At 53.9% G+C, this 20124-nt stretch carries 16 protein-coding genes; 13 read left to right on the top strand and 3 right to left on the bottom strand.

The window, feature by feature from the left end:
• Positions 1 to 89 precede the first annotated feature (89 nt).
• Positions 90 to 1058 (top strand): Gfo/Idh/MocA family protein, encoded by a 969-nt coding sequence (locus R70723_RS29815; protein ID WP_039877721.1) that lies wholly within the window; start codon positions 90 to 92, stop codon positions 1056 to 1058.
• An 87-nt stretch (positions 1059 to 1145) separates the two neighbouring features.
• Here R70723_RS29815 and R70723_RS29810 read toward each other — a convergent pair whose 3' ends face one another.
• Positions 1146 to 1829, bottom strand: coding sequence for a CidB/LrgB family autolysis modulator (locus R70723_RS29810; RefSeq protein ID WP_081957526.1), 684 nt, complete (start codon positions 1827 to 1829; stop codon positions 1146 to 1148).
• Positions 1826 to 2197 (bottom strand): CidA/LrgA family protein, encoded by a 372-nt coding sequence (locus R70723_RS29805; RefSeq protein WP_039877720.1) that lies wholly within the window; start codon positions 2195 to 2197, stop codon positions 1826 to 1828. The genes R70723_RS29810 and R70723_RS29805 overlap by 4 nt, the downstream gene beginning before the upstream one ends.
• Before the next feature lie 110 nt (positions 2198 to 2307).
• On the opposite strand from R70723_RS29805, the gene cidR reads away from it, so the two are divergent.
• The 7 genes from cidR (at position 2308) to R70723_RS29770 (ending at position 11967) form a co-directional block, all read left to right on the top strand.
• Positions 2308 to 3228 (top strand): cidABC operon transcriptional activator CidR, encoded by a 921-nt coding sequence (gene cidR, locus R70723_RS29800; protein WP_179088047.1) that lies wholly within the window; start codon positions 2308 to 2310, stop codon positions 3226 to 3228.
• Positions 3229 to 3340: 112 nt separating this feature from the next.
• Positions 3341 to 3622, top strand: a complete 282-nt coding sequence (locus R70723_RS29795) for an aspartyl-phosphate phosphatase Spo0E family protein (protein ID WP_039877719.1) — start codon at positions 3341 to 3343, stop codon at positions 3620 to 3622.
• Between the two features lie 145 nt (positions 3623 to 3767).
• Entirely contained in the window at positions 3768 to 5180 is a 1413-nt protein-coding gene (locus tag R70723_RS29790) for a hypothetical protein (RefSeq protein WP_047171266.1), read from the top strand.
• A gap of 253 nt (positions 5181 to 5433) precedes the next feature.
• The gene (locus R70723_RS29785; protein WP_047171265.1) at positions 5434 to 5886 is read left to right on the top strand and encodes a MarR family winged helix-turn-helix transcriptional regulator; all 453 of its coding nucleotides are present in this window, start codon (positions 5434 to 5436) and stop codon (positions 5884 to 5886) included.
• Positions 5879 to 7639 (top strand): ABC transporter ATP-binding protein, encoded by a 1761-nt coding sequence (locus R70723_RS29780; protein ID WP_039877715.1) that lies wholly within the window; start codon positions 5879 to 5881, stop codon positions 7637 to 7639. The genes R70723_RS29785 and R70723_RS29780 overlap by 8 nt, the downstream gene beginning before the upstream one ends.
• Complete coding sequence (locus R70723_RS29775) at positions 7636 to 9534, top strand: ABC transporter ATP-binding protein (protein ID WP_039877713.1); 1899 nt, start codon at positions 7636 to 7638, stop codon at positions 9532 to 9534. The genes R70723_RS29780 and R70723_RS29775 overlap by 4 nt, the downstream gene beginning before the upstream one ends.
• 210 nt (positions 9535 to 9744) lie before the next feature.
• The gene (locus R70723_RS29770) at positions 9745 to 11967 is read left to right on the top strand and encodes an MMPL family transporter (RefSeq protein ID WP_039877711.1); all 2223 of its coding nucleotides are present in this window, start codon (positions 9745 to 9747) and stop codon (positions 11965 to 11967) included.
• 104 nt (positions 11968 to 12071) lie between these two features.
• Here R70723_RS29770 and R70723_RS29765 read toward each other — a convergent pair whose 3' ends face one another.
• Positions 12072 to 13637 carry an FAD-dependent oxidoreductase gene (locus R70723_RS29765; protein ID WP_039877709.1) on the bottom strand — a complete coding sequence of 522 codons (1566 nt, stop codon included), beginning with the start codon at positions 13635 to 13637 and terminating at the stop codon, positions 12072 to 12074.
• Positions 13638 to 13785: 148 nt separating this feature from the next.
• Between R70723_RS29765 and R70723_RS29760 the strand changes: the two genes are divergently transcribed.
• The 5 genes from R70723_RS29760 (at position 13786) to R70723_RS29740 (ending at position 20055) form a co-directional block, all read left to right on the top strand.
• Complete coding sequence (locus R70723_RS29760; RefSeq protein WP_039877707.1) at positions 13786 to 15159, top strand: spore germination protein; 1374 nt, start codon at positions 13786 to 13788, stop codon at positions 15157 to 15159.
• Positions 15159 to 16262 (top strand): GerAB/ArcD/ProY family transporter, encoded by a 1104-nt coding sequence (locus tag R70723_RS29755; protein ID WP_039877706.1) that lies wholly within the window; start codon positions 15159 to 15161, stop codon positions 16260 to 16262. The genes R70723_RS29760 and R70723_RS29755 overlap by 1 nt, the downstream gene beginning before the upstream one ends.
• Positions 16259 to 17353 (top strand): Ger(x)C family spore germination protein, encoded by a 1095-nt coding sequence (locus R70723_RS29750; protein ID WP_039877705.1) that lies wholly within the window; start codon positions 16259 to 16261, stop codon positions 17351 to 17353. The genes R70723_RS29755 and R70723_RS29750 overlap by 4 nt, the downstream gene beginning before the upstream one ends.
• A gap of 77 nt (positions 17354 to 17430) precedes the next feature.
• Positions 17431 to 17826: a Fur family transcriptional regulator gene (locus R70723_RS29745; RefSeq protein ID WP_039877703.1), complete on the top strand. Its 396-nt coding sequence runs from the start codon at positions 17431 to 17433 to the stop codon at positions 17824 to 17826.
• 240 nt (positions 17827 to 18066) lie between these two features.
• Positions 18067 to 20055 carry a methyl-accepting chemotaxis protein gene (locus R70723_RS29740; RefSeq protein ID WP_039877702.1) on the top strand — a complete coding sequence of 663 codons (1989 nt, stop codon included), beginning with the start codon at positions 18067 to 18069 and terminating at the stop codon, positions 20053 to 20055.
• The last annotated feature ends 69 nt before the right edge of the window (positions 20056 to 20124 follow it).

Below are 20124 nucleotides of genomic sequence, written 5' to 3'. Positions count from 1 at the left end.
CCGGAAGTCCAGACATTCCCTGTAGTTTCAGCTCTAGCCTATTCAATGGTTTTCTCAGCCCGCTATATAGCACCCACGGGAGGATAAAGATGACACTAAACATAGGAATTGTAGGCACCGGCTGGTTCTCCAAGGTTCATGCGGATTTGCTGGCGGGGATGGAGGATGTGAACCTGGCGGCCGTCTGCGGCAGCAGCAAGGCCAAAGGGGAAGAGATGGCCCGGCCGTACGGCGCTGAGGGCTATGGTGAAGTTACCGATATGCTCGATGCCCACAAGCTGGATGCGGTCTATATCTGTGTGCCGCCGCAATCGCACGGGGCCATTGAACGGGCGCTGATCAAGCGGGAGATTCCATTCTTCATCGAGAAGCCGCTCGGATCAAGCACAGAAATTCCGGCCAGCCTGCTGCAGGATATTAAAGAAAAGAACCTGCTGACCTCGGTCGGCTACCATTTCCGTTATCAGGAGAACATTCAGCGGCTGAAGGCTGCGCTTGCGGGGGATAAGGTCGGGATGATTGTCGGCCAGTGGATGGGCGGTATGCCGGGCGTAGCCTGGTGGCGCAATCAGGAGCAGTCCGGCGGACAGTTTACCGAGCAGACGACCCACATCGTTGACCTGCTGCGTTATCTGGCCGGAGAGGTGACTGAGGTATACGGGCTGTTCGGCAACCGGATTATGCATGAGAAGCATGACGGAGTGACTGTAGCCGATGTCGGAACGGTCTCACTGAAGCTTGCCAGCGGAGTGATTGCGAATATCTCCAATACCTGCGTGCTGCCGGACGGCGTAGGCTGCAGCGGCATCAGCTTCTATAATGACAACGGGCTGCTGGACTGGAATCCGGAGCGTCTGCTGGAATCACGCGGCGGAAGCAGTGAGGAATACGTCAACACAGGCAATCCTTATCTCACGGAGAGTGAAGCGTTCCTGCATGCCGTGCGGACCGGGGACCGTTCCCGGATTCTCAGCGATTACGAGGATGGCTACAAGACCCTTAAGGTGACCTGTGCAGCCTTTGAATCGGCGCAGAGCGGCTTGCCGGTTAAGCTGTAAGCACACACAAGTGTAAGCACACAAAAGAAAAAGGCCGGCAGTTCCCAAGGTAAGGGATTGCCGGCCTTTGGCCCAAGCAGGGTCGGCCTAGTGGAGGAAAACAGTGAGCAGCGCCGGCGCAAGGCCGATAGAGAACAGCGCAGCCAGTATCATGGAGATGCTTGAGATGGTGCCGGTCAGCGAGCTCAGCTCGAAGGCCTTGGAGGTGCCGGTACCGTGCGCCGCGGTTCCCAGCGATACACCGCGCGCAATTTCATTGTCAATGCGGAAGAGGCGCAGGACAGAAGGTCCCATCATTGTTCCCAGCACACCGGTCAGGATTACGAAGACAGCCGTGATGCTGGGAACGCCGCCGATGCTCTGGGAGATGCTCATGGCGATCGGAGTCGTTACCGACCGGGGCACAAGACTGGTAGCCAGCTCTCCGCTTAAATGCAGCCATTTGGCCAGCAGCATCGAGGAGAGCACCGCAATAACCGTTCCTGACAGCACGCCTGCCGCAATTTCGGCGGCGTGCTTTTTGAGCACCTTGAAGTTTTTATGGAGTGGGATTGCAAAGGCGATGGTTGCCGGCTGCAGCAGATCCGTCAGCCATTTGCCTCCCGCATTGTAGGATTCATACGGAATACCTGTCACTAGCAGTACGCCGATAATAATCAGCGGAGTAAGGATGAGCGGAGAAAAATACATTTTGCCGCTGGAAGCATAGACCCGTTTGGCCAGCAGATAGACCGTGAGCGTCAGTCCTAACAGAACCATTCCAGTGATCATGAGCCTCTACGCTCCTTTACTTTATAGATAGCACCTGTGAGCAGGCCTGAACCTGCCATTACGGCAAAGGTGCCGACCAGCACGACCGCCAGCACCTGAAGACCGTTCACCTCAAGCAGACTGGTATATTTCATCACTCCGACAGCGGAAGGAATAAAGAACAGCAGCAGCTCGGCAAGCAGCCATGAGGCACCGACCTCAACCCAGCTCAGGCGGACCGCTCCGGCCTCCAGCAGCAGAAATAATATAAGCATGCCGATGATGCTTCCCGGAATAGGCAGATGCAGCAGCGGCGTAAACGTATTAATCAGCATAGAGAAGATGGTAAGTCCGGCAACCTGCAGCAAGCCTGTAGCTAACTTTTTCATAAGGCTTCGCCCCTTTCATTGTATTGAAAGTTTACAACAATTACTTTCATAGGTAAAATGAATAGATTGAATAAATGACATTCCTTTTGTCTATGAATGAGGTGGAGAGTTTGGATATCAGACAATTGCAGTATTTTGTGCAGGCGGCACGGCTGAACAGCTTTACCAGAGCTGCTGAATCGCTGTTCATTACCCAGCCGACGATCAGCAAGATGATCCGCAATCTCGAAGAGGAGCTTGATGCCGACCTGTTCTACCGCGAAGGCAAAAGCATCAGGCTGACCGATGCGGGTGAGATCCTGCTGGCTAAGGCACAGAACATTGTCGAATCCTTCGCCAATCTGTCCAGCGAGCTGGACGGACTGCGCAAGCTCCAGCGCGGACATATCCGGATCGGCCTGCCGCCGATGGTGGGAGCGAGCTTTTTTCCGGCGGTTATCGGGGAGTTCCACCGGCGTTATCCTGATGTGACGATCCGGCTGCATGAGGACGGGGCCAAGAAGGTTGCCGATGATGTAGAGGCGGGACTGCTGGACATCGGGGCGGTTGTGCTGCCGGCGGATACAGCCAAGTTCCACTGCTTTACCTTTGTTGAAGAGAAGCTGGAGCTGCTTGTGCCGTCCGGGCACCGTCTGGCTGCTGCACAAAGCGTGGCCCTTCGGGAGCTGGAAGCAGAGGAGTTCGTGCTGTTCCGCGAGGATTTTGCCCTGCATGACCGGATCATAACCGAGTGTGTAAAAGCGGGATTTCAGCCAAACGTCGTCTATGAGAGCTCGCAGTGGGACCTGATCAGCCGGATGGTTGAGGCCGGAATGGGCATTGCACTGCTGCCGGAGACGATCTGCCGGGACATCGACCGCACGCGGACCTCTGTAATCTCCCTCTCTGACCCGGTGATTCCGTGGCAGCTGGGTATGATCTGGCGCAGAGACCGTTATTTGTCGTTTGCTGCGCGGGAATGGATCGCTTTTGCCATGAAGGTTCTCGGAGAGCTCTATCTTCCGCCGGATAAAAGTGATAAAATGAAATAAATGTAAATCTAGCTATGATATATCCGACATTTTTTTCTTTTTTTTCAAAATATGTTTTTTGGCATCATGCCTTATGATAGGAAAGAAGTTGATAGAGGGCAGGTGACTGATTATGAAGTATTACCACAGTTCCCATGAAGATCGAAGCGATTACCGAGAAGATGAGTTGTTTTTAACTATAGAGAGCCTAAGAAGTGAGCTGCTGGAGGTGGCGCAGGAACGCAGCCTCAGCGATCATACGGTGGTTGAGCTGAGCCAGCGTCTGGACGGCTATATTGTAATGGCCCAGAACAAAATGATGGAGAGCCTGAGAAGCCGTCAGACTGAGCCCGCACCCTACGGAGCCCTCACCAAAAGCAAACGGGTAAGAAGCAAGTCAGCACTGCAGCAATAATAGAACCGGCCGGCGTTCACATTGACCTGGTGCATCACCTGAGGTCCCGCATACAGCGGGGCCCTTTTGTTGTGCTTTCAATAATCAATACCTATAATGGAATTAACAAGAAGATTAATGACGGTTTACAAAAGGAGGGTGCCGGGTGGAGAACAATCTGATAACATTACGGTCTGCAATTGAGGAAAATCTGTCCCGCTGCGGGCACAACCTCGCTTCGTTTGCCAAGGTTTCGGGGCTCAACCGCGGCAGCCTGAGCGCTATTCTCCACGGTAATCCTCCTAAGCCGGTGTCTCTGGGGCAGCTGGACGCGTTAACCGCGGCCTTCGGCTATCCGGAAGGCTGGTTCTATCCGCTGTATATAGATGAATGCTTCAGTGAGGAACGAATCTCGCGGCGCAGGGTGGAGCCCTTTCTGATCCGCTGTGCGGCCGCCGGCCGCCAGCAGTGTGTGGACGATGTTATAAACCGGATTATGGAATATCCAAAGCCGCTGGACGTCATCTATTCGGTAGCAGAGAAATTGTTCGCCGGCGGGCTGATTCAGGAATCCAGGGCATTCTACAAAATCATCGTGGAGCATGAGCAGGACAGCTACTCTGAAAGAATGGCGGTCAGCCAATACCGGATTTTCAAGGCGCTGGGGATCATTGCAGATATGGAGGAAATGCTGCGCGCAATTATCGCCTTCGAGCCGTTCCGAGGACGGCTGCCTGAGCATCTGCAGCTTGAAGGGCTGCTTAAGCTGGCCAATGTCTGCTTTTCCCTGCACAGATGGGGCGATATGGAGAAATACAGCGATGAGCTTAGGATTCTATCAACCGGAATATACCGGGAGCAGCTGAGAAAAAAAACCGGCAGGCGCGCTGAAGAGCTTCAGCTGCTGCGGCCGCTAGTGCTGTATTATGCCCAGGGGCATCTTATGAAGGCTACCTCGCTCACTAAGCAGGGCAGGTATGAGGAGGCTATAGCCTTTACCGATCTGTATGCCGACCTCGGCTGGTTTGAAATGCTGGATGAGGAGGGGCTACGACTGGTTGATGCCTTCAAATCATATGCAACCGGCAACCGGTATACACTGGAGCTGCTTAAGGGAAATATAGATGTCCTGCCGGAGTATACCGCTTATCTGGCTGAGCATCCATCTGAGGTGCTGGCCGGCCTGGTCAGTATTCTGGAGGCTGCCAACCGTTTCGGCTTCTCTGCTGATCATGTGCTGGAGCGGTTTTCCAGGGAGATGGCCGGCTTTGACCAATTCAAGGATTATATTAATATTGAACGAATTTACCGGCTCGGCTATCAGCTGGCTGCCTATTATCTGGAACGCGGGCAGTTTCAGCCGGGTGTTACTTACATTCTGCAGTGCCTCAAGACAGCTGTCCAGCTGAACAGCGCCAGGGATATGATCGAATGCGTAGCCTTGTTCGAGGCGAACCGCGGAGAGGCATCCGGGCAGCAGCTGACAATGTATAATGAGCTCATTAGAAGCTTGGGGAAAAAACAGGAGCCTGTTGAAGCAGAGCGTCCGCTCTCCGGCATTGCCGTACGTTCCTTGTGACACGGCAATACAGATTATTTATCAGACTCCTCTGCCATACCGGGCAGGGGAGTTTTTGTGTCGCAGCTGCACAGAGCTGTTCGCAGTTCTGTAATACTTGTAAGCGGATTTGGGAATTGACAAAGGAGTAGGCGAAAAATATAATTAGGTAGCCTAATTAATATTGTATTTAATTATTAGTAAGCCTAACTAAAATGAGGAGGCGGAAACCATTGGGGTAAACAACGAAAATCCAGTCGCACAACGGCTGTTTATGGCCCTGCGGCAGCTGCGCAAAGCACATGTGCATCAGACGGTAGACGGCCATAAGCCGAGTGAACTGACTTTATTGATATGCCTCGCCAGGAAATCACGCTCTCCGGAGGAGGGGCTTAAGGTTTCCGAAATCAGCAGGCTCCTGGAAATCACGCCTCCTACGGTTACTCAGCTGATTAATAGCCTCGAGGCCAAAGACATGGTAGAGCGCCAGCCGGATCCTTCTGACCGCAGAGTAGTGCGTATCCGGCTGACGGAGCAGGGCAGGGTTGTGACCAGAAAAGCGCGGAGTCATATGGACGCTTCACTGGGTAAGCTGGTGGAATATTTGGGTGAAGAAGAGAGCAACCTTCTAGCAGACCTGCTGATGAAGGTACAGACATTCATCGAAGAGAATCCGCGGCCGGATTTGGACCTGTTACAAATGAACGGAGATGAGAAGATTGATTAAATTGTTAAAGGGACTGAGACCCTTTCGGTGGGGCGTAGCAGCGGTACTGATTCTGGTCTTTCTGCAATCCATGGGTGACCTGTACCTTCCAACCCTGATGTCTGACATTGTGGATAAGGGGATTGTGGAGGGAGACCGCTCCTATATCTGGAGAATCGGCGGTTACATGCTGCTGGTTGCCGGCGGCGGTGCGCTGTGTTCGGTAATTGCCAGTTATCTGTCGGCCAAGGTGGCTGCAGGCTTCGGCAGAAATACCCGTTCACGGATGTTTGAGCATGTGGAGAATTTTACACTGCATGAGTTTGATAAGCTGGGTACTGCCTCACTGATTACCCGCACTACTAACGATATTACACAGGTTCAGACTGTATTGACTATGATGCTGCGCATGATGGTCGGCGCTCCGATGATGATGATCGGGGGGATTATTATGGCGGTATCCGAGGATGCCAAGCTGTCCCTGATCTTTGTCATTGTCATTCCGGTGCTTGTTGGAGCGATTTTCCTGATCGGAATGAAGGGCCTGCCGCTGTTCAAAGCGATCCAGGTGAAGCTGGACAACCTGAACCGGGTGCTGCGTGAGCATCTGACCGGTATCCGGGTTATCCGTTCCTTTAACCGGATTGAGCATGAGAACAGACGCTTTACTGCAGCCAATAAGGATCTCACGGATACAGCGATTAAGGTTAACAAAATCATGGCCGGCCTGATGCCTATCATGATGCTGGTGATGAATTTCTCGATGATTGGTATTCTGTATTACGGCGGTATCCGGATCGGTGACGGCGACCTGCAGGTCGGCTCACTGATGGCCTTTATCCAATATGCAATGCAGATTATGTTCTCCCTGATTATGGTTTCCATGATGTTTGTACTGATTCCCCGGGCCTCCGCCTCGGCACTGCGGATCAATGAGGTGCTTGACATGAAGCCGGAAATTATTGATCCGACAGCCGGAGACCTTCTGGCTACGTCAGATGCCACCAAGCTGGATGGGCGCGACGGCCTGCGCGGCTATGTAGAGTTCGACAACGTCTCCTTCTCTTATCCGGGAGCGGAGCAGCCGGCGCTGTCCGGCATCAGCTTCAGCGCCCGGCCGGGTGAGATTACTGCTATTATCGGCGGTACCGGCTCAGGTAAATCCACGCTGCTCAGCATGATCCCGCGGTTCTATGATGTTATTGAAGGGGCTGTACGTGTAGACGGCGTGGATGTCCGTGAGATGACGCAGGAGGATCTGCGCAGCAAGATCGGCTATATTCCGCAAAAGGCTGTACTGTTCACCGGAACGATTAATGAGAATATCCGTTACGGAAAAGACGATGCAACCGATGAAGAGATCCTTCATGCAGCCAAGGTGGCCCAGGCTTATGATTTCGTATCGGCGATGCAGGAAGGCTTCGGCTCGCAGATTGCCCAGGGCGGCAGCAATGTCTCCGGCGGCCAGAAGCAGCGGCTGTCGATTGCCCGGGCTCTGGTCCGCAAGCCGGAAGTATACCTGTTCGATGACAGCTTCTCCGCACTTGACTTCAAGACAGATGCCAAGCTGCGCGCTGCCCTGAAGGAGGAGACCACGGAATCGACCGTACTGATCGTTGCACAGCGGGTCAGCACCGTTATGGACGCTGACCGGATTATTGTGCTGGATGAAGGCCGGGTGGCAGGCATCGGCAATCACCGCGAGCTGATGGAGAATAGCGAAGTGTACCGCGAGATTGTATCCTCGCAGTTGTCAGAGGAGGAAATAGCATGAGTGAAAGAAATCAGCAAGTGAAGCCTCCGGCGCGGCGCGGCGGCGGCTTCGGCCCTGGACACGGCGGCCCCGGCATGGGGATGCCTCCGGAGAAGGCCAAGGATTTCAAGGGCACGCTCCGCCGGCTGATCACGTACCTGCGTCCGCGCCAGGTGCAGCTGCTCATCGTCTTAATTACGGCTATAGCCAGTACCGTATTCAGCATCTTCAGCCCGAAGGTAATGGGGAAGGCGACCACCAAGCTGTTCGAGGGCGCCTACGGAATGCTGACGGGTGTGCCGGGTGCAGCCATTGATTTTGGTTATGTGAATAATATTCTGCTTATCCTCGGCGGATTGTACCTGTTCAGCTCTGTATTCAGCTACGTACAGCAGTATGTAATGGCCGGAGTAGCGCAAAAGGTTGTCTTTGATATGCGGGAGCAGGTTAACAGCAAGCTGGAGCGGCTGCCGCTTAAATATTTTGATTCGCGTACCCACGGGGAAATCCTCAGCCGGGCAACGAATGATGTGGATAACATCAGTACAACGCTCCAGCAGAGCTTGACGCAGCTGATCACGTCCATCGTGACGATTATCGGGGTTATCATCATGATGCTGACGATCAGCCCATGGCTGACCCTGATTACAATCATCACTCTGCCGCTGAGCTTCGTGGTTATTATGGCGATCACAAAGCGTTCCCAGGGGTACTTCATCGGCCAGCAGAAATCACTGGGCCAGCTGAACGGCCATGTTGAGGAAATGTATACCGGACACCGGATCGTCAAGGCTTTCGGCCGTGAGCAGCAGTCGCTCAGCGATTTCAACAAAATCAACGATGATCTGTACAACTCCGGCTGGCGTTCGCAGTTCATGTCCGGGATGATCATGCCGCTGATGATGTTCATCGGTAACCTTGGCTACGTGCTTGTCTGTGTAGTCGGCGGAATTTTTGTAACCCGCAAGGCAATTGAAGTAGGTGATATCCAGGCCTTTATCCAATATTCGCGCCAGTTCACAATGCCGATTACCCAGACAGCAAATATAGCCAACATCATTCAGTCGACGATTGCTTCAGCTGAGCGTGTCTTTGAGCTGCTCGACGAAGAGGAGGAAGTTCCCGAAACCGCAGTATCGCGTGCTAAGCCTGCCGCCGGCGCTGAAGAGGGTGCTGTTGAATTCCGTCATGTGAAGTTCGGCTACAAGCCGGATGCGATCCTGATTGAAGACATGAATATCAGCGTCGAGCCGGGACAGACGATTGCGATTGTCGGACCGACCGGCGCCGGTAAAACGACGCTGATTAACCTGCTGATGCGGTTCTATGAAATCAGCGGCGGCGAGATCGTCATTGACGGTGTGAACATAACCGAGATGAAGCGCAGCGAGCTGCGCAGCAAATTCGGGATGGTCCTGCAGGATACCTGGCTGTTCAACGGCACGATCCGTGATAATATCGCATACGGCAGAGAAGGTGCTACGGAGGCTGATGTCGTACGCGCAGCCAAGGCAGCTCATGCCGACCACTTCATCCGTACGCTGCCGCTTGGCTATGATACGATCCTGAATGAGGAGGCGTCGAATATTTCCCAGGGACAGAAGCAGCTGCTGACCATTGCCCGGGCCATTCTGGCTGATCCGTCCATTCTGATTCTGGATGAAGCGACCAGCAGCGTCGATACACGGACTGAAGTGCAGATCCAGAAGGCGATGAAGACGCTGATGACCGGCAGAACGAGCTTCGTGATTGCCCACCGGCTGTCGACGATCCGCGATGCCGATCTCATTCTGGTCATGAACCAGGGCAGTGTAATTGAAAAAGGCACTCACGTCGAGCTGCTGGAGCAGGGCGGCTTCTATGCCGACCTCTATAACAGCCAGTTCTCCGGCGATGACCTGCCTGATGCAGGCTAAATTACGCCTTATATAACTCTTTACCGGCACCGCTCCCCCATTTGTGGGGAGCGGTGTTTTTATTTGGCGGAGAGTGGCAAAGCTGAAGTTGAAATTCCATTTTCAAAAAAAGGATTTGCTTAAAATTTTCAGGGTATATATGATAAGGATGATAAAATGACCCGCGGCTCATTTTTAGGGGTGAAGCGGGCAAAGAAAGGATGAACAAGGATGTCGGGCTACGGGAAATGGGTGGCGGGACGCAAGACCAAATGGATCACTTTGCTGATCTGGATTGTGCTGGTAGGAGTGCTTACACTGCTATGGCCTTCCGTTAATTCACAGGTGGTGAACAATGCACAGAATCTGCCGGAGTCCTCGCAGTCGGTCCAGGCGGCGGCTGTTGCGGATCAGGAATTCCCGGGCGGCAGCGGTGTGCCTGCACTGCTGGTGTGGCACCGCGACGGGGGATTGTCCGAGGAGGATTTAGTACATATTATTGCCCTGTACGGCAAGCTGGAGCAGGAGCCGCTGCCCCATCAGAATTTTGTGCCTCCGCTGGGCCAGCTGCCTCCGCAGGCGCTGCAGGCTTCATTGTCGGAGGACCGCAGCACACTGGTTACTCCGGTGCTGTTCGACAAGTCAGCGGATAGTGATAAGCTGGGGGAAGGTATTACCGAGCTGAAGACGCTGGTCCGTGAGGAGACAGGCAGTGACCCGGCTGCAGCAGGTGTGGACAGCGGCGAACTGAGCCTGCGCGTATCCGGTCCGGTCGGGATTTCGATTGATGCGACAGGCTTGTTTGAGGATGCCGACGTGTCCTTGCTGATTGCAACCGTAATTCTGGTGCTCGTATTCCTGCTGCTGATCTACCGTTCGCCGATTCTGGCGCTGATTCCGCTGGTGGCTGTAGGCTTTGCTTACGGGGTAACAAGCCCGCTGCTCGGTTTGATGGCCCGGGAGGGCTGGATCACTGTAGATTCACAGGCGATCTCCATAATGACCGTGCTGCTGTTCGGTGCAGGAACCGATTATTGTCTGTTCCTGATTTCAAGATTCCGTCAGATGCTCAAGGTAGAGGAGAACAAAGGGCGGGCTCTGCTGAGCTCGATCAGCCACTCCTCCGGAGCGATTGCCATGAGCGGCTTTACCGTTGTGATGGCGCTGTTCGCCCTGCTGCTGGCCAAATACGGGGCGTATCACCGGTTCGCTATTCCGTTCAGCGTATCCATTCTGATTATGGGTATTGCCAGCCTGACGCTGGTGCCGGCGCTGCTGGCCATCTTCGGGCGGATGTCGTTCTTCCCGTTTGTGCCCCGTACCCCGCAGATGGAGGAGGAGCGGGCCAGAGCCAAGGGTAAGCCGGCTCCGAAGCCGAAGCCGCACAAGACCGGTCGCAAAGGAATTGGCGGCCTGGTGGTTTCCCGCCCCTGGACGATTGTAGCTGTAACGATTATCGGCCTGGGAATATTGGCTTCCTTCTCCACGAATGTTAAGTTTACGTATGATCTTCTCTCTTCCTTCCCTGAGGATATGGAATCCCGGCAAGGCTTTGATCTGATCGGCACGCAGTTCTCACCCGGAGAGCTGGCTCCGGCCAAGCTGATGATTGATACGAAGGGTCAGGTGAGCGGAGAGGATTTCAAAGTCATTCTCGGCGGACTGTCCTATGTCGATACCGTATCCGATCCGCAGCAGGGGGCCGTTAATCCGCAGATTATCGGCTTCGATCTGGAATTCAAGGATAATCCTTATTCCCTGGAGGCGATGAGCCATATTCCGGCCCTGCTGAATACAGTGGAGCAGGCGCTGGTAGAATCGGGCTTTGAAGAAGCGCAGGCCCAGGACAGCGTGTGGGTCAGCGGACAGACAGCCACCCAGTACGATACAAAAGTGCTGGGCGAGCGTGATACAGACCTCATTATCCCGGTCGTTATCGGCTTGATTACCCTGCTGCTGCTGGCCTACCTGCGCTCGGTGACGGCAACCGTCTATCTGGTGGGCACTGTTATTCTTTCGTTCTTCTCTGCACTCGGCCTGGGCTGGATTATTATTCATTATGTGCTGGGTGCAGATGCGATCCAGGGGGCTATTCCGCTGTATTCGTTCGTCTTCCTGGTTGCGCTGGGCGAGGATTATAACATCTTCATGATCTCAAGCATCTGGAAAAAGCGTAAGGTGATGCCGCTGAAGCAGGCGATTGCCGAAGGGGTGAATGAGACCAGCTCGGTCATCACCTCCGCGGGGCTGATTCTGGCTGGCACCTTCGCCGTGCTGGCCAGTCTGCCGATTCAGGTGCTGGTGCAGTTCGGTATCATCACTGCAATCGGGGTGCTGCTCGACACCTTCATCGTCCGGCCGTTTCTGGTACCGGCGATCACGATGCTCTGCGGCCGCTGGGCGTTCTGGCCCGGCAAGCATGAAGAGCCGCGTCCGGAAAAAGGCGTGCAATAATCCGGCAGATGCCTAACCAGGCAGACTGTCCGCCAAACTAAAAGACAGGGATGCCCCGGCCATAACGGCCTGAGGGCATCCCTGTCTTTGTATATGCGGCCTTATCAGGCCTCTGCTTCAAGCTTGGTCAGCGGTACGGTAGCCGGCCCTTCCAGCACATCACCTTCATAGGAGAACCGGGAGCCGTGGCAAGGACAGTCCCAGGAGCGTTCCGCGTTGTTCCACTCGCATTCACAGCCCATATGGGTACAGGTGCGGTCCACCAGATGCAGCTTGCCCTCAGGATCGCGGTAGGCGCCGGCCCGCTTGCCGTCATGGAAAACAACAGCCCCTTCATCGGCTCCGAGCTCACTTGTCTTCTTGCGGACAATCTCCACCTTACCGGCCACCAGCTCCTTGGCGACATTGGCGTTCTGTACAATGAAGTTCTTAATCGACGGGCGCGCCTTGAAACGGGACGGATCATACAGCCCGCTGTAGCGGTTCGCACGGCCCATAATCTGGTCTGTGATGATCTGTGCCGCCAGCGTGCCGTTCGTCATGCCCCATTTCCCGTAGCCGGTAGCGATATAAATCTCTTCATCCTCATCAGGCTTGCCGATATAAGGAACCTTGTCCAGCGTGATAAGATCCTGGGTCGACCAGCGGTACGGAATCTGCCTGCTTCCCAGCAGCCCGCCCGCGAACAGCTCCAGATTCTCGTAATGCCCGAACGTACAGATGCCTTGTCCGGTCTTATGATTCTCTCCGCCTACGATGACAAGGCTTTGCCCGTTCCATTCCACGGCACGCAGCGAGCGGGTAGGCTCTCCTGCACTCAGATACATTCCGCCGGCAAAATCCGTTTCCGGCTGGACCGCAAGACAATAGGAGCGCTCCGCATGCAGGCGTGAGAAATACAGCCCGCCGCCGTCATAGAACGGGAAATGAGAGGCGGAAACCGCATGCCGGCAGCGGATTTGATGTTCACTGCCTTCGGTGTACAGTGTAATCCGGTCTCCCTTGTCCACCTTTTCGCCGATCATGGTGTGCTCGTAGACCACACCGCCCTTATCCAGCACGAACTGCAGCATTCCCTTCAGATAATGCAGGGGATGAAAGCGGGCCTGCTCCGGCAGCCGGATGGCTCCGGCTACCATCAGGGGCAGCGGAATATGCTCCAGCCATTCTCCCGGTATCCCAAGCTTCTGATAGGCTTCGAACTCCTGCTCCAGCTGCTTCAGCGTCTTCTCATCGTCTTTGTCCGCATACAGGTAGGCATCCTCAGGATGCATGCCGCAGGAAAGCTCAAGCTCTTCGGCTGTGCGGATCATCCACTTCATCGCCTCGCTGTTCGACTGGTAGTAGGCCCAGGCCTGCTCCTCCCCGAAATTCTTCACCAGATCAGCATAGATCATCCCGTGCTGGGCCGTGATTTTGGCGCTGGTAAATCCGGTCGTTCCGCCAAGCACTTCACCGGCTTCCAGCAGGGTAACCTTATAGCCTTCCTTGCTAAGCAGATAAGCTGCTGTAATTCCGGTAATCCCCGCCCCCACAATGGCTACATCTGTAACATGATCTTCCGCAAGCCTCGGAAAAGCAGGCAGCTCCGTGGTGCCTCTCCACAGGGATTCCGGAAATTGGGGAAGACCATGTGAACCGTTATTCCGTGTCTGATTATCTGTACTCATCCTATGATCCCTCCATGTACAAGATTCATTTCATTTATTACCACACTCCCGCCAAAAGAAACCTGTACAGGCCCATGTGCATGAAAGAAGGAGCAATGTGTCAAAATAAGGTACTACTTCCGGAGAAATCCGGCTTGGGGAGGGATGAATGATGGCGGAACAGCAGAAAGCGGAGGAGATCTCCCTGCAGTGGATTAAGGGACAGCTGGAAAACTTCGCCGATCTGGAGGACAGGCTGCTGACAGCACCGGCGGGAACAGGAAGGCTGCTGTATGTCAAAAGCATCACCGATCCGCAGATCATTAACCGCAGCATAATCGCACCCTTTTACGAAATGAATGATCCGGCGGCCTATGCCGAATATCTGGCACACTATCCTGGCAGCGAGGCCGTAGATGAGGGCAAACAGGTGCTGGACCTGATGCTCGGCGGCTATGCCTGCGTGGAGGTGGAGCGGCGGCTGATTTACTTTGATGCCCTGAAGGCCGAGACCAGCAGTGTCAGTGAGACGGTAACGGAGAGCATTACCCAAGGACCCTCAGATGCGCTTACAGAGAATCTGGCCGTGAATCTGAATCTCATCCGCAGGCGCTACCAGTCAGCGGAGCTGAAGATGGAATCGATGCTGATCGGCAACATTTCCAGAACCAAGACAGCCATCCTGTACGATGACAGCCGGGTGAATCATCAGGTCCTGGATGAGCTGCGGGAGAGGCTGGGTACACTGCGGATAGATATTCTGCAGGCATCGGGCGAGCTGGAAAAATACATCAGCAGCGATAAAATACGCATTTTTCCAAAAACGATTGTAACGGAGCGGCCTGACCGTGTGGTTTTTAATCTGGCAGAGGGCAAAATTGCCATCCTGCTGGATACAACCGGCTTTGCGATTATTCTGCCGGTTATCTTCAATGATTTCTTTGTAGCAATGGATGACAAAATTCAGCTCCCCTTCGTCGGCCGGTTCCTGAAGCTCCTGCGCATTATGGGTGTAGCGATGACGCTGTGGCTGCCTGCGCTCTATGTGGCCTTCACTTCCTATAATCCGGAGATTATAAGGGTGCAGATTGCACTGCTGATTGCCGGAAGCCGGGCGACTGTGCCTTATCCTTCCTTTGTGGAAGTGCTTATCATGCTGATCATGATGGAATTTCTGACGGAGGCGAGCCTGCGGCTGCCGCGGGCAATCGGGCCGACGGCGACGACGGTCGGAGGTCTGATTCTGGGCCAGGCGGCAACGGCGGCGGGACTGGTCGGCAATATTATGATTATCCTGGTTTCGGTGGTCGCCATTTCTAATTTCATGATCCCCTTGAATATGATGAGCTTTTCGATCCGTGTCCTTAAATACCTGTTTGTGATGGCAGCCGCCGCAGTTGGGCTGGTTGGTGTCGTGGTGTGCCTGGTCGGGTTCACCATGTATCTGTGCAGCCAGCGCAGCTTCGGCCAGCCTTATTTCAAAATGTTCGTTCTGGACAGCCTGGGAGCTTCTCAGGGCAGTCAGAAGGGCGGCGGAAGCTGATGAATCAGAGCCGTTACGTGTATTGGCTTTTTTTGATGAACAGCCTGCTGAACATTCTGAACTTCGTCCCGCGGGAGCTGCTGGATGCCCGGTTCAAGGGGGCGCAGACCTCGATCCTTGTTGCAGCCGTTCTCGGGACCCTCTTTCTGTCTGCCTTTACCATCCTGATCGCAAAATTTCCGGGCAAAACCATTCAGGATATTCTCGAAACGGCCCTGCCTAAATGGCTGATTGTCCCGCTGATCCTAATGTTTGCTTCGCTCTGGTGTATTGCCGGGCTGATTACGATCCTGTCCTTTGTGGACATTACACTGCGCTTTGTCAGTCCGGATACCGGCCCGCTTCTCGTCATTCTGAGCTTTCTTATTCTGGTCTGCTTCTGTGCGCGTATGGACTCCTTATCCATTTTGTACGGGATGGAAATGATGCTGGCGATTATCCTGCCGCTTATTCTGTACGCCATTATCAAAGCGCTGGTCAATCCCGATTTCAGCTGGGATTCGGTGCAGCAGATTGTGACCTATTCAGCCCATGCGCCGGATATCAAAAGCATTGCCGCCGCCACCTTTTCCTTTAGCGGGTATTTCAATCTCGCCATTTTCAACCGGGTGCTGCCCAAGCTGAAAATGAAGCATAGCTGGGTTTTTGCGGTTAACGGGCTGGCTGTACTGCTGCTGACCTTTTATGTGCCCATCGGCTATTTCGGAACCATCGGTGTGGAGAGGCATGTCTATACCTGGTTTTCTACAGCAGACAGTATCCGGATCGACACCTTTTTAATAGAACGGATGCTGTTTGTTTTTTATTTTGCCTATTTAACGCTGTCCCTGGTCAGCGTAACGGTTCACTGGCATGTCGGCAAGGAGCTGCTTACCGGTCTGTTCGGCCGGCGTAAACGGGCAAAGGCCCGGACCAAGGTATGGCAGGAGCTGGCTGTTCTCGCTTTGTTCAGCGGAATTACCCTGGTCCTAATGCGGCTTGACCAATATCAGCTCAATCAGTTCGGCGTTGCGTTTCTGTATACCCGCTGGGTCGGAGAGCTGCTTATGATTATGCTGCTGCTCTATTGCTATGCGGCGGCTTACAGGAGGCGGAATACGTGAGAAAGCTGCTGCTGTACATAGGAATTGTGCTGTTGTGCCTTACAACAGGCTGCGAGTACAAGGATATTGACCGGCGGATCTTTGTAGTTGCCATCGGGATTGACCCCGGGGAGGAGGAGGCTTTCAAGGTCAGTCTGAAGCTGGCCATCCCGCAGGGCGAGGTAACCAAGATTGATGAGAAAATGCTGATTATTACGGAAGAATCAGACAGCATCTCCGAGGCGCTCCGGCTGATGAAATCAAAGGTTGAAAAGGAACTGGATTATGTACACTGCAAATCAATCATCATAGGGGAAGAAATGGCTGACAGGAATATCAGACATATCCTGGACTGGGCGGTCCGGCGCAGGGATATCCAGCTGATTCTTAACTTTGCCATCGGGCGTCCGGCAGCACTGGATGTACTTAAGGTCAAGCCCCCGTCCGAGCGGATTCCCTCAAACTCCCTGATTATGGCGATGAGCGGACAGGGTACGGAGTCGCCCTTTATCGCCAGCGTCTATTCCTACCAGCTGATGAGAGATATCTATGAGCAGGGCAAGGACCCGATCCTGCCAATTATAGAAGCAGAAGGTGAGACGCAGTTTCAGATAGACAAGGTAGCCCTCTTAGACAAAGAAAAGGTTCAGCTGGTGCTGAATCCGGAGGAGACCCGGCTGTTCAATCTGCTGACCCGCCCTGATCTGCGGACCAATTTTCCGGCCAGGGTGGAGGATAGCGATTTCCAGTACTATACAGAGAGCAGCAACACCAGCTACAAGATTAGAACATCCTCTATGGGAGCGCCGGTGATCCGCTACAAGATTAAGATTAGAGGCATTGTGGAGGAGAACAGCACCCAGGAGCTGATAACCCATAATCTGCTGGAAAAAATATCGGAGGCCGGCGGGAAGGAGCTGGAACAGTCGGTTATGGCACTGCTTGAAAAAATCAAGGAAAAGCGGCTTGATTCCTTCGGTTGGGGGCTTCGCTACGGGTCAGAGCACTGGAACAACGAAACGGAAGCAAAGGACTGGAAGGAGCTGTATCCTGACCTGAAGTTCGAGGTTGCTGCGGATGTGAGGATAAAATATTCCGGGCTGATCAAGTAAATAGACGGGCGGCGTGATTGACGCTGAAGGCAGCAGGATTTATACTTGATCTAAAAATAAGTAAAAGGATGATAACGATGAGAAACCTGAATTTAACCTCACAGCGGCAAGCCGTTTATGATATCGTCCGTAATTCGCATGACCATCCGACTGCTGCAGAGGTGATGAACCGGCTGGTGGGACAGGGACATAACCTGGCCTACGGCACGGTCTATAATTCGCTGCGCTATCTTGCCGATAAACAGATGATCCGTGAGCTGAAGCTGGGGGAGGCTGCCAGCAGGTATGATGCCAAGATGGATGACCACCAGCATATCCTGTGCGAGGTCTGCGGTGCCGTGGATGAAGTGATGACCCATGTGCCGCAGGAGTGGCTGAGCACCGTTGCCGCAGAGACGGGATATACCATTTCTCATGCCCACGTCGTTTTTGGCGGAGTGTGTCCGGCATGCAAGGGCAAAGCTGTGAATTAGGACCGGGGCTGCAGCAGAAGGCCGGCCGGTAAGCTGAATAGACCATAGACAGAGATATAACAAAAGACCGCTTTCATTTAGGCGGTCTTTTTGTTGCGCTTGTATAAATATTCTTAGATTTTCTAGGATAATAACAATATTTGCAGTCTGAAAAAAGGGTTTTTAGCAGCGGTATATAATTATATAACATGACTATTTTACTCATACTTAAGACCTAAACGAAAGAGAGCGTGAATCCCCTTGGGCCAACTATTCCGCATAAACATCCGCATGAAGCTCACTCTTACATACCTGCTTGTCCTTCTGGCCCCGAGCCTGATTATCGGCTGGCAGACCTACGAATCGGCCAGCGGCAAAGTGGAAGAGCAGCTGGTGACCAGTGCTGCTGAGAGTGTAGATGCGGCCAATGCCATTATCAATGCCAACATAGAGTCCAGAACAAAGGATATTCAATATTTTGCGGAGCAGCTGAATGCGGAGGCTGTCAACACCGAGGCAGCAGGGGCTCCAGCGGCTATAACAGCCCGGCTCAAGGAGTATGCGGCACTGCATCCGGAGGTGCTGGATATTTATGTAGGGACCAGCCGTGCAGCGGTACTGCATGCCTCTGAAGCTGAGCGGCCTGAGGGCTACGATCCGCGTAAAGAGAATTCCTATGTAAACGCCCTGAAGAACGGCAGCGGTACGGTTATTTCCCCTGCGTTTCAGACCGTAAACAATGAAACGGCGATCGCCATTTCGGCAGTGCTGGCCAGCGGCAACGGGGTAGTCGCCCTGGATCTGGACCTGTCGGCGCTGGCTCAGCTTACGGATATTAAAGTAGGCAAGCAGGGATACATATTCATTGTGGACAGCAGCAAAAAATTTCTGGTCCATCCTATAGAAAAGATCGGCCAGGAATCCTCCGAGCCGTTTGTGAAGAGGATGTTTGAGGCAGAGTCCGGCTCCTTCGACTATACCTATAAGGATTCGGCCAAAAAAATGACCTATATGCAGAACGAGCTGACCGGCTGGAGAATCGGCGGCGCGATAGATAAGAATGAAGTATCGGATGCAACCGCCGATATCCGCAGGACGGCTTTTCTGGTAATCGGCATTTCGGTGGTTCTGGCCCTTATTCTGATCTACTTCAACGTACAGTCCATTCTGCGGCCGCTCGGCAGGCTCCGTAAAGCTACGGCAGTCATAGCGCAGGGCGATCTCTCCGAGGATATCGGAGCCTTCCGCCGTGATGAGATCGGTATGCTTGCCGACAACTTCCGGACGATGGTTGCGAGTCTGCGCGGGATGATTATTAACGTGCAGGAGATGACGGACGATGTATCCTCCTCCGCCGAGGAGCTGGCTGCCGGGGCCGATCAGACCATGAAGGCGATTGAGCATGTGACTGTAGCCATCCAGGAGGTTGCCGCAGGTACAGAGCGTCAGGTGGACAGCATCGGAAAGGGTACTGAGAGCACAGCGGCTACCGCAAAAGAGGTTCAGCACATCTCCGGCTTCATGGAGCAGGTGTCGGCGATGATGGACAAGACGTCGCTCTCTGCTGCGGAAGGCAACGAGTCCGTTATCAGCGTAGTTGATAAAATCAACGGTATTCATGAGACGGTGGAGGAGCTGAGCGGTGTCATTGATAAGCTGAATGTGCGTACAGTGCAGATTCAGGGCATTGTCAGCGTCATCACCGGGATTTCGCGCCAGACCAATCTGCTTGCGCTGAACGCCTCTATTGAGGCTGCGCGGGCGGGAGAGCAGGGCCGGGGCTTTGCAGTCGTAGCCTCAGAGGTGCGCAAGCTTGCTGAAGAGTCGGAGAAATCGGCACGGATGATTTCAGAGCAGATCTCTTCAATTAATGAGGAGATGAAGCAGGCTACAGTAACGATGGAGGATGCCAGAAGCCGGGTGTCGGACGGTATTATGGCGGTCGATACCACCGGCCGTTCCTTTTCGCGGATCCGCAGGGCTGTCAAGGGGGCAGCGGAGAAGATCGAAGCTATGGGCAGTGCGGTACATGCCCTGTCCGCCGAAGCTGCCAGTATGGAGCGGGCAATCGGCGAAATCGGGGGCATCTCCAGGGAGGCGGCGGCCAATACCGAGACGATCTCTGCTGCAGCCCAGGAGCAGCTTGCAGCCGTGGAGGAGATTTCGTCCTCGACGGCCAATCTGAGCCATCTGGCCGAGGAGCTGCAAAGGCTTGTCAGCCGCTTCAGGCTGCATCCGGAGAACAGGTAATCATGAGGAGGGAGCTGCTTTTCGCTTTTCTTTTTAGACCCTTTGCAAGTATACTGGTAGACAACAATG

Origin of the sequence: Paenibacillus sp. FSL R7-0273 (assembly GCF_000758625.1) — a bacterium.
Taxonomy (GTDB): domain Bacteria; phylum Bacillota; class Bacilli; order Paenibacillales; family Paenibacillaceae; genus Paenibacillus_AQ.
Note: the sequence above shows the minus strand (reverse complement) of the source record. Positions and strands in the feature narration are given on the sequence as shown.

Excerpts from the sequence above, each read along its gene's own strand:
- R70723_RS29770 (WP_039877711.1), top strand. The coding sequence starts at position 9,745 with ATGTCGGGCTACGGGAAATGGGTGGCGGGACGCAAGACCAAATGGATC.
- R70723_RS29745 (WP_039877703.1), top strand. The coding sequence starts at position 17,431 with ATGAGAAACCTGAATTTAACCTCACAGCGGCAAGCCGTTTATGATATC.
- R70723_RS29805 (WP_039877720.1), bottom strand. The coding sequence starts at position 2,197 with ATGAAAAAGTTAGCTACAGGCTTGCTGCAGGTTGCCGGACTTACCATC.
- R70723_RS29785 (WP_047171265.1), top strand. The coding sequence starts at position 5,434 with ATGGCCCTGCGGCAGCTGCGCAAAGCACATGTGCATCAGACGGTAGAC.
- R70723_RS29815 (WP_039877721.1), top strand. The coding sequence starts at position 90 with ATGACACTAAACATAGGAATTGTAGGCACCGGCTGGTTCTCCAAGGTT.
- R70723_RS29760 (WP_039877707.1), top strand. The coding sequence starts at position 13,786 with ATGATGGCGGAACAGCAGAAAGCGGAGGAGATCTCCCTGCAGTGGATT.
- R70723_RS29765 (WP_039877709.1), bottom strand. The coding sequence starts at position 13,637 with ATGAGTACAGATAATCAGACACGGAATAACGGTTCACATGGTCTTCCC.
- R70723_RS29775 (WP_039877713.1), top strand. The coding sequence starts at position 7,636 with ATGAGTGAAAGAAATCAGCAAGTGAAGCCTCCGGCGCGGCGCGGCGGC.
- R70723_RS29810 (WP_081957526.1), bottom strand. The coding sequence starts at position 1,829 with ATGATCACTGGAATGGTTCTGTTAGGACTGACGCTCACGGTCTATCTG.
- R70723_RS29795 (WP_039877719.1), top strand. The coding sequence starts at position 3,341 with ATGAAGTATTACCACAGTTCCCATGAAGATCGAAGCGATTACCGAGAA.
- R70723_RS29755 (WP_039877706.1), top strand. The coding sequence starts at position 15,159 with ATGAATCAGAGCCGTTACGTGTATTGGCTTTTTTTGATGAACAGCCTG.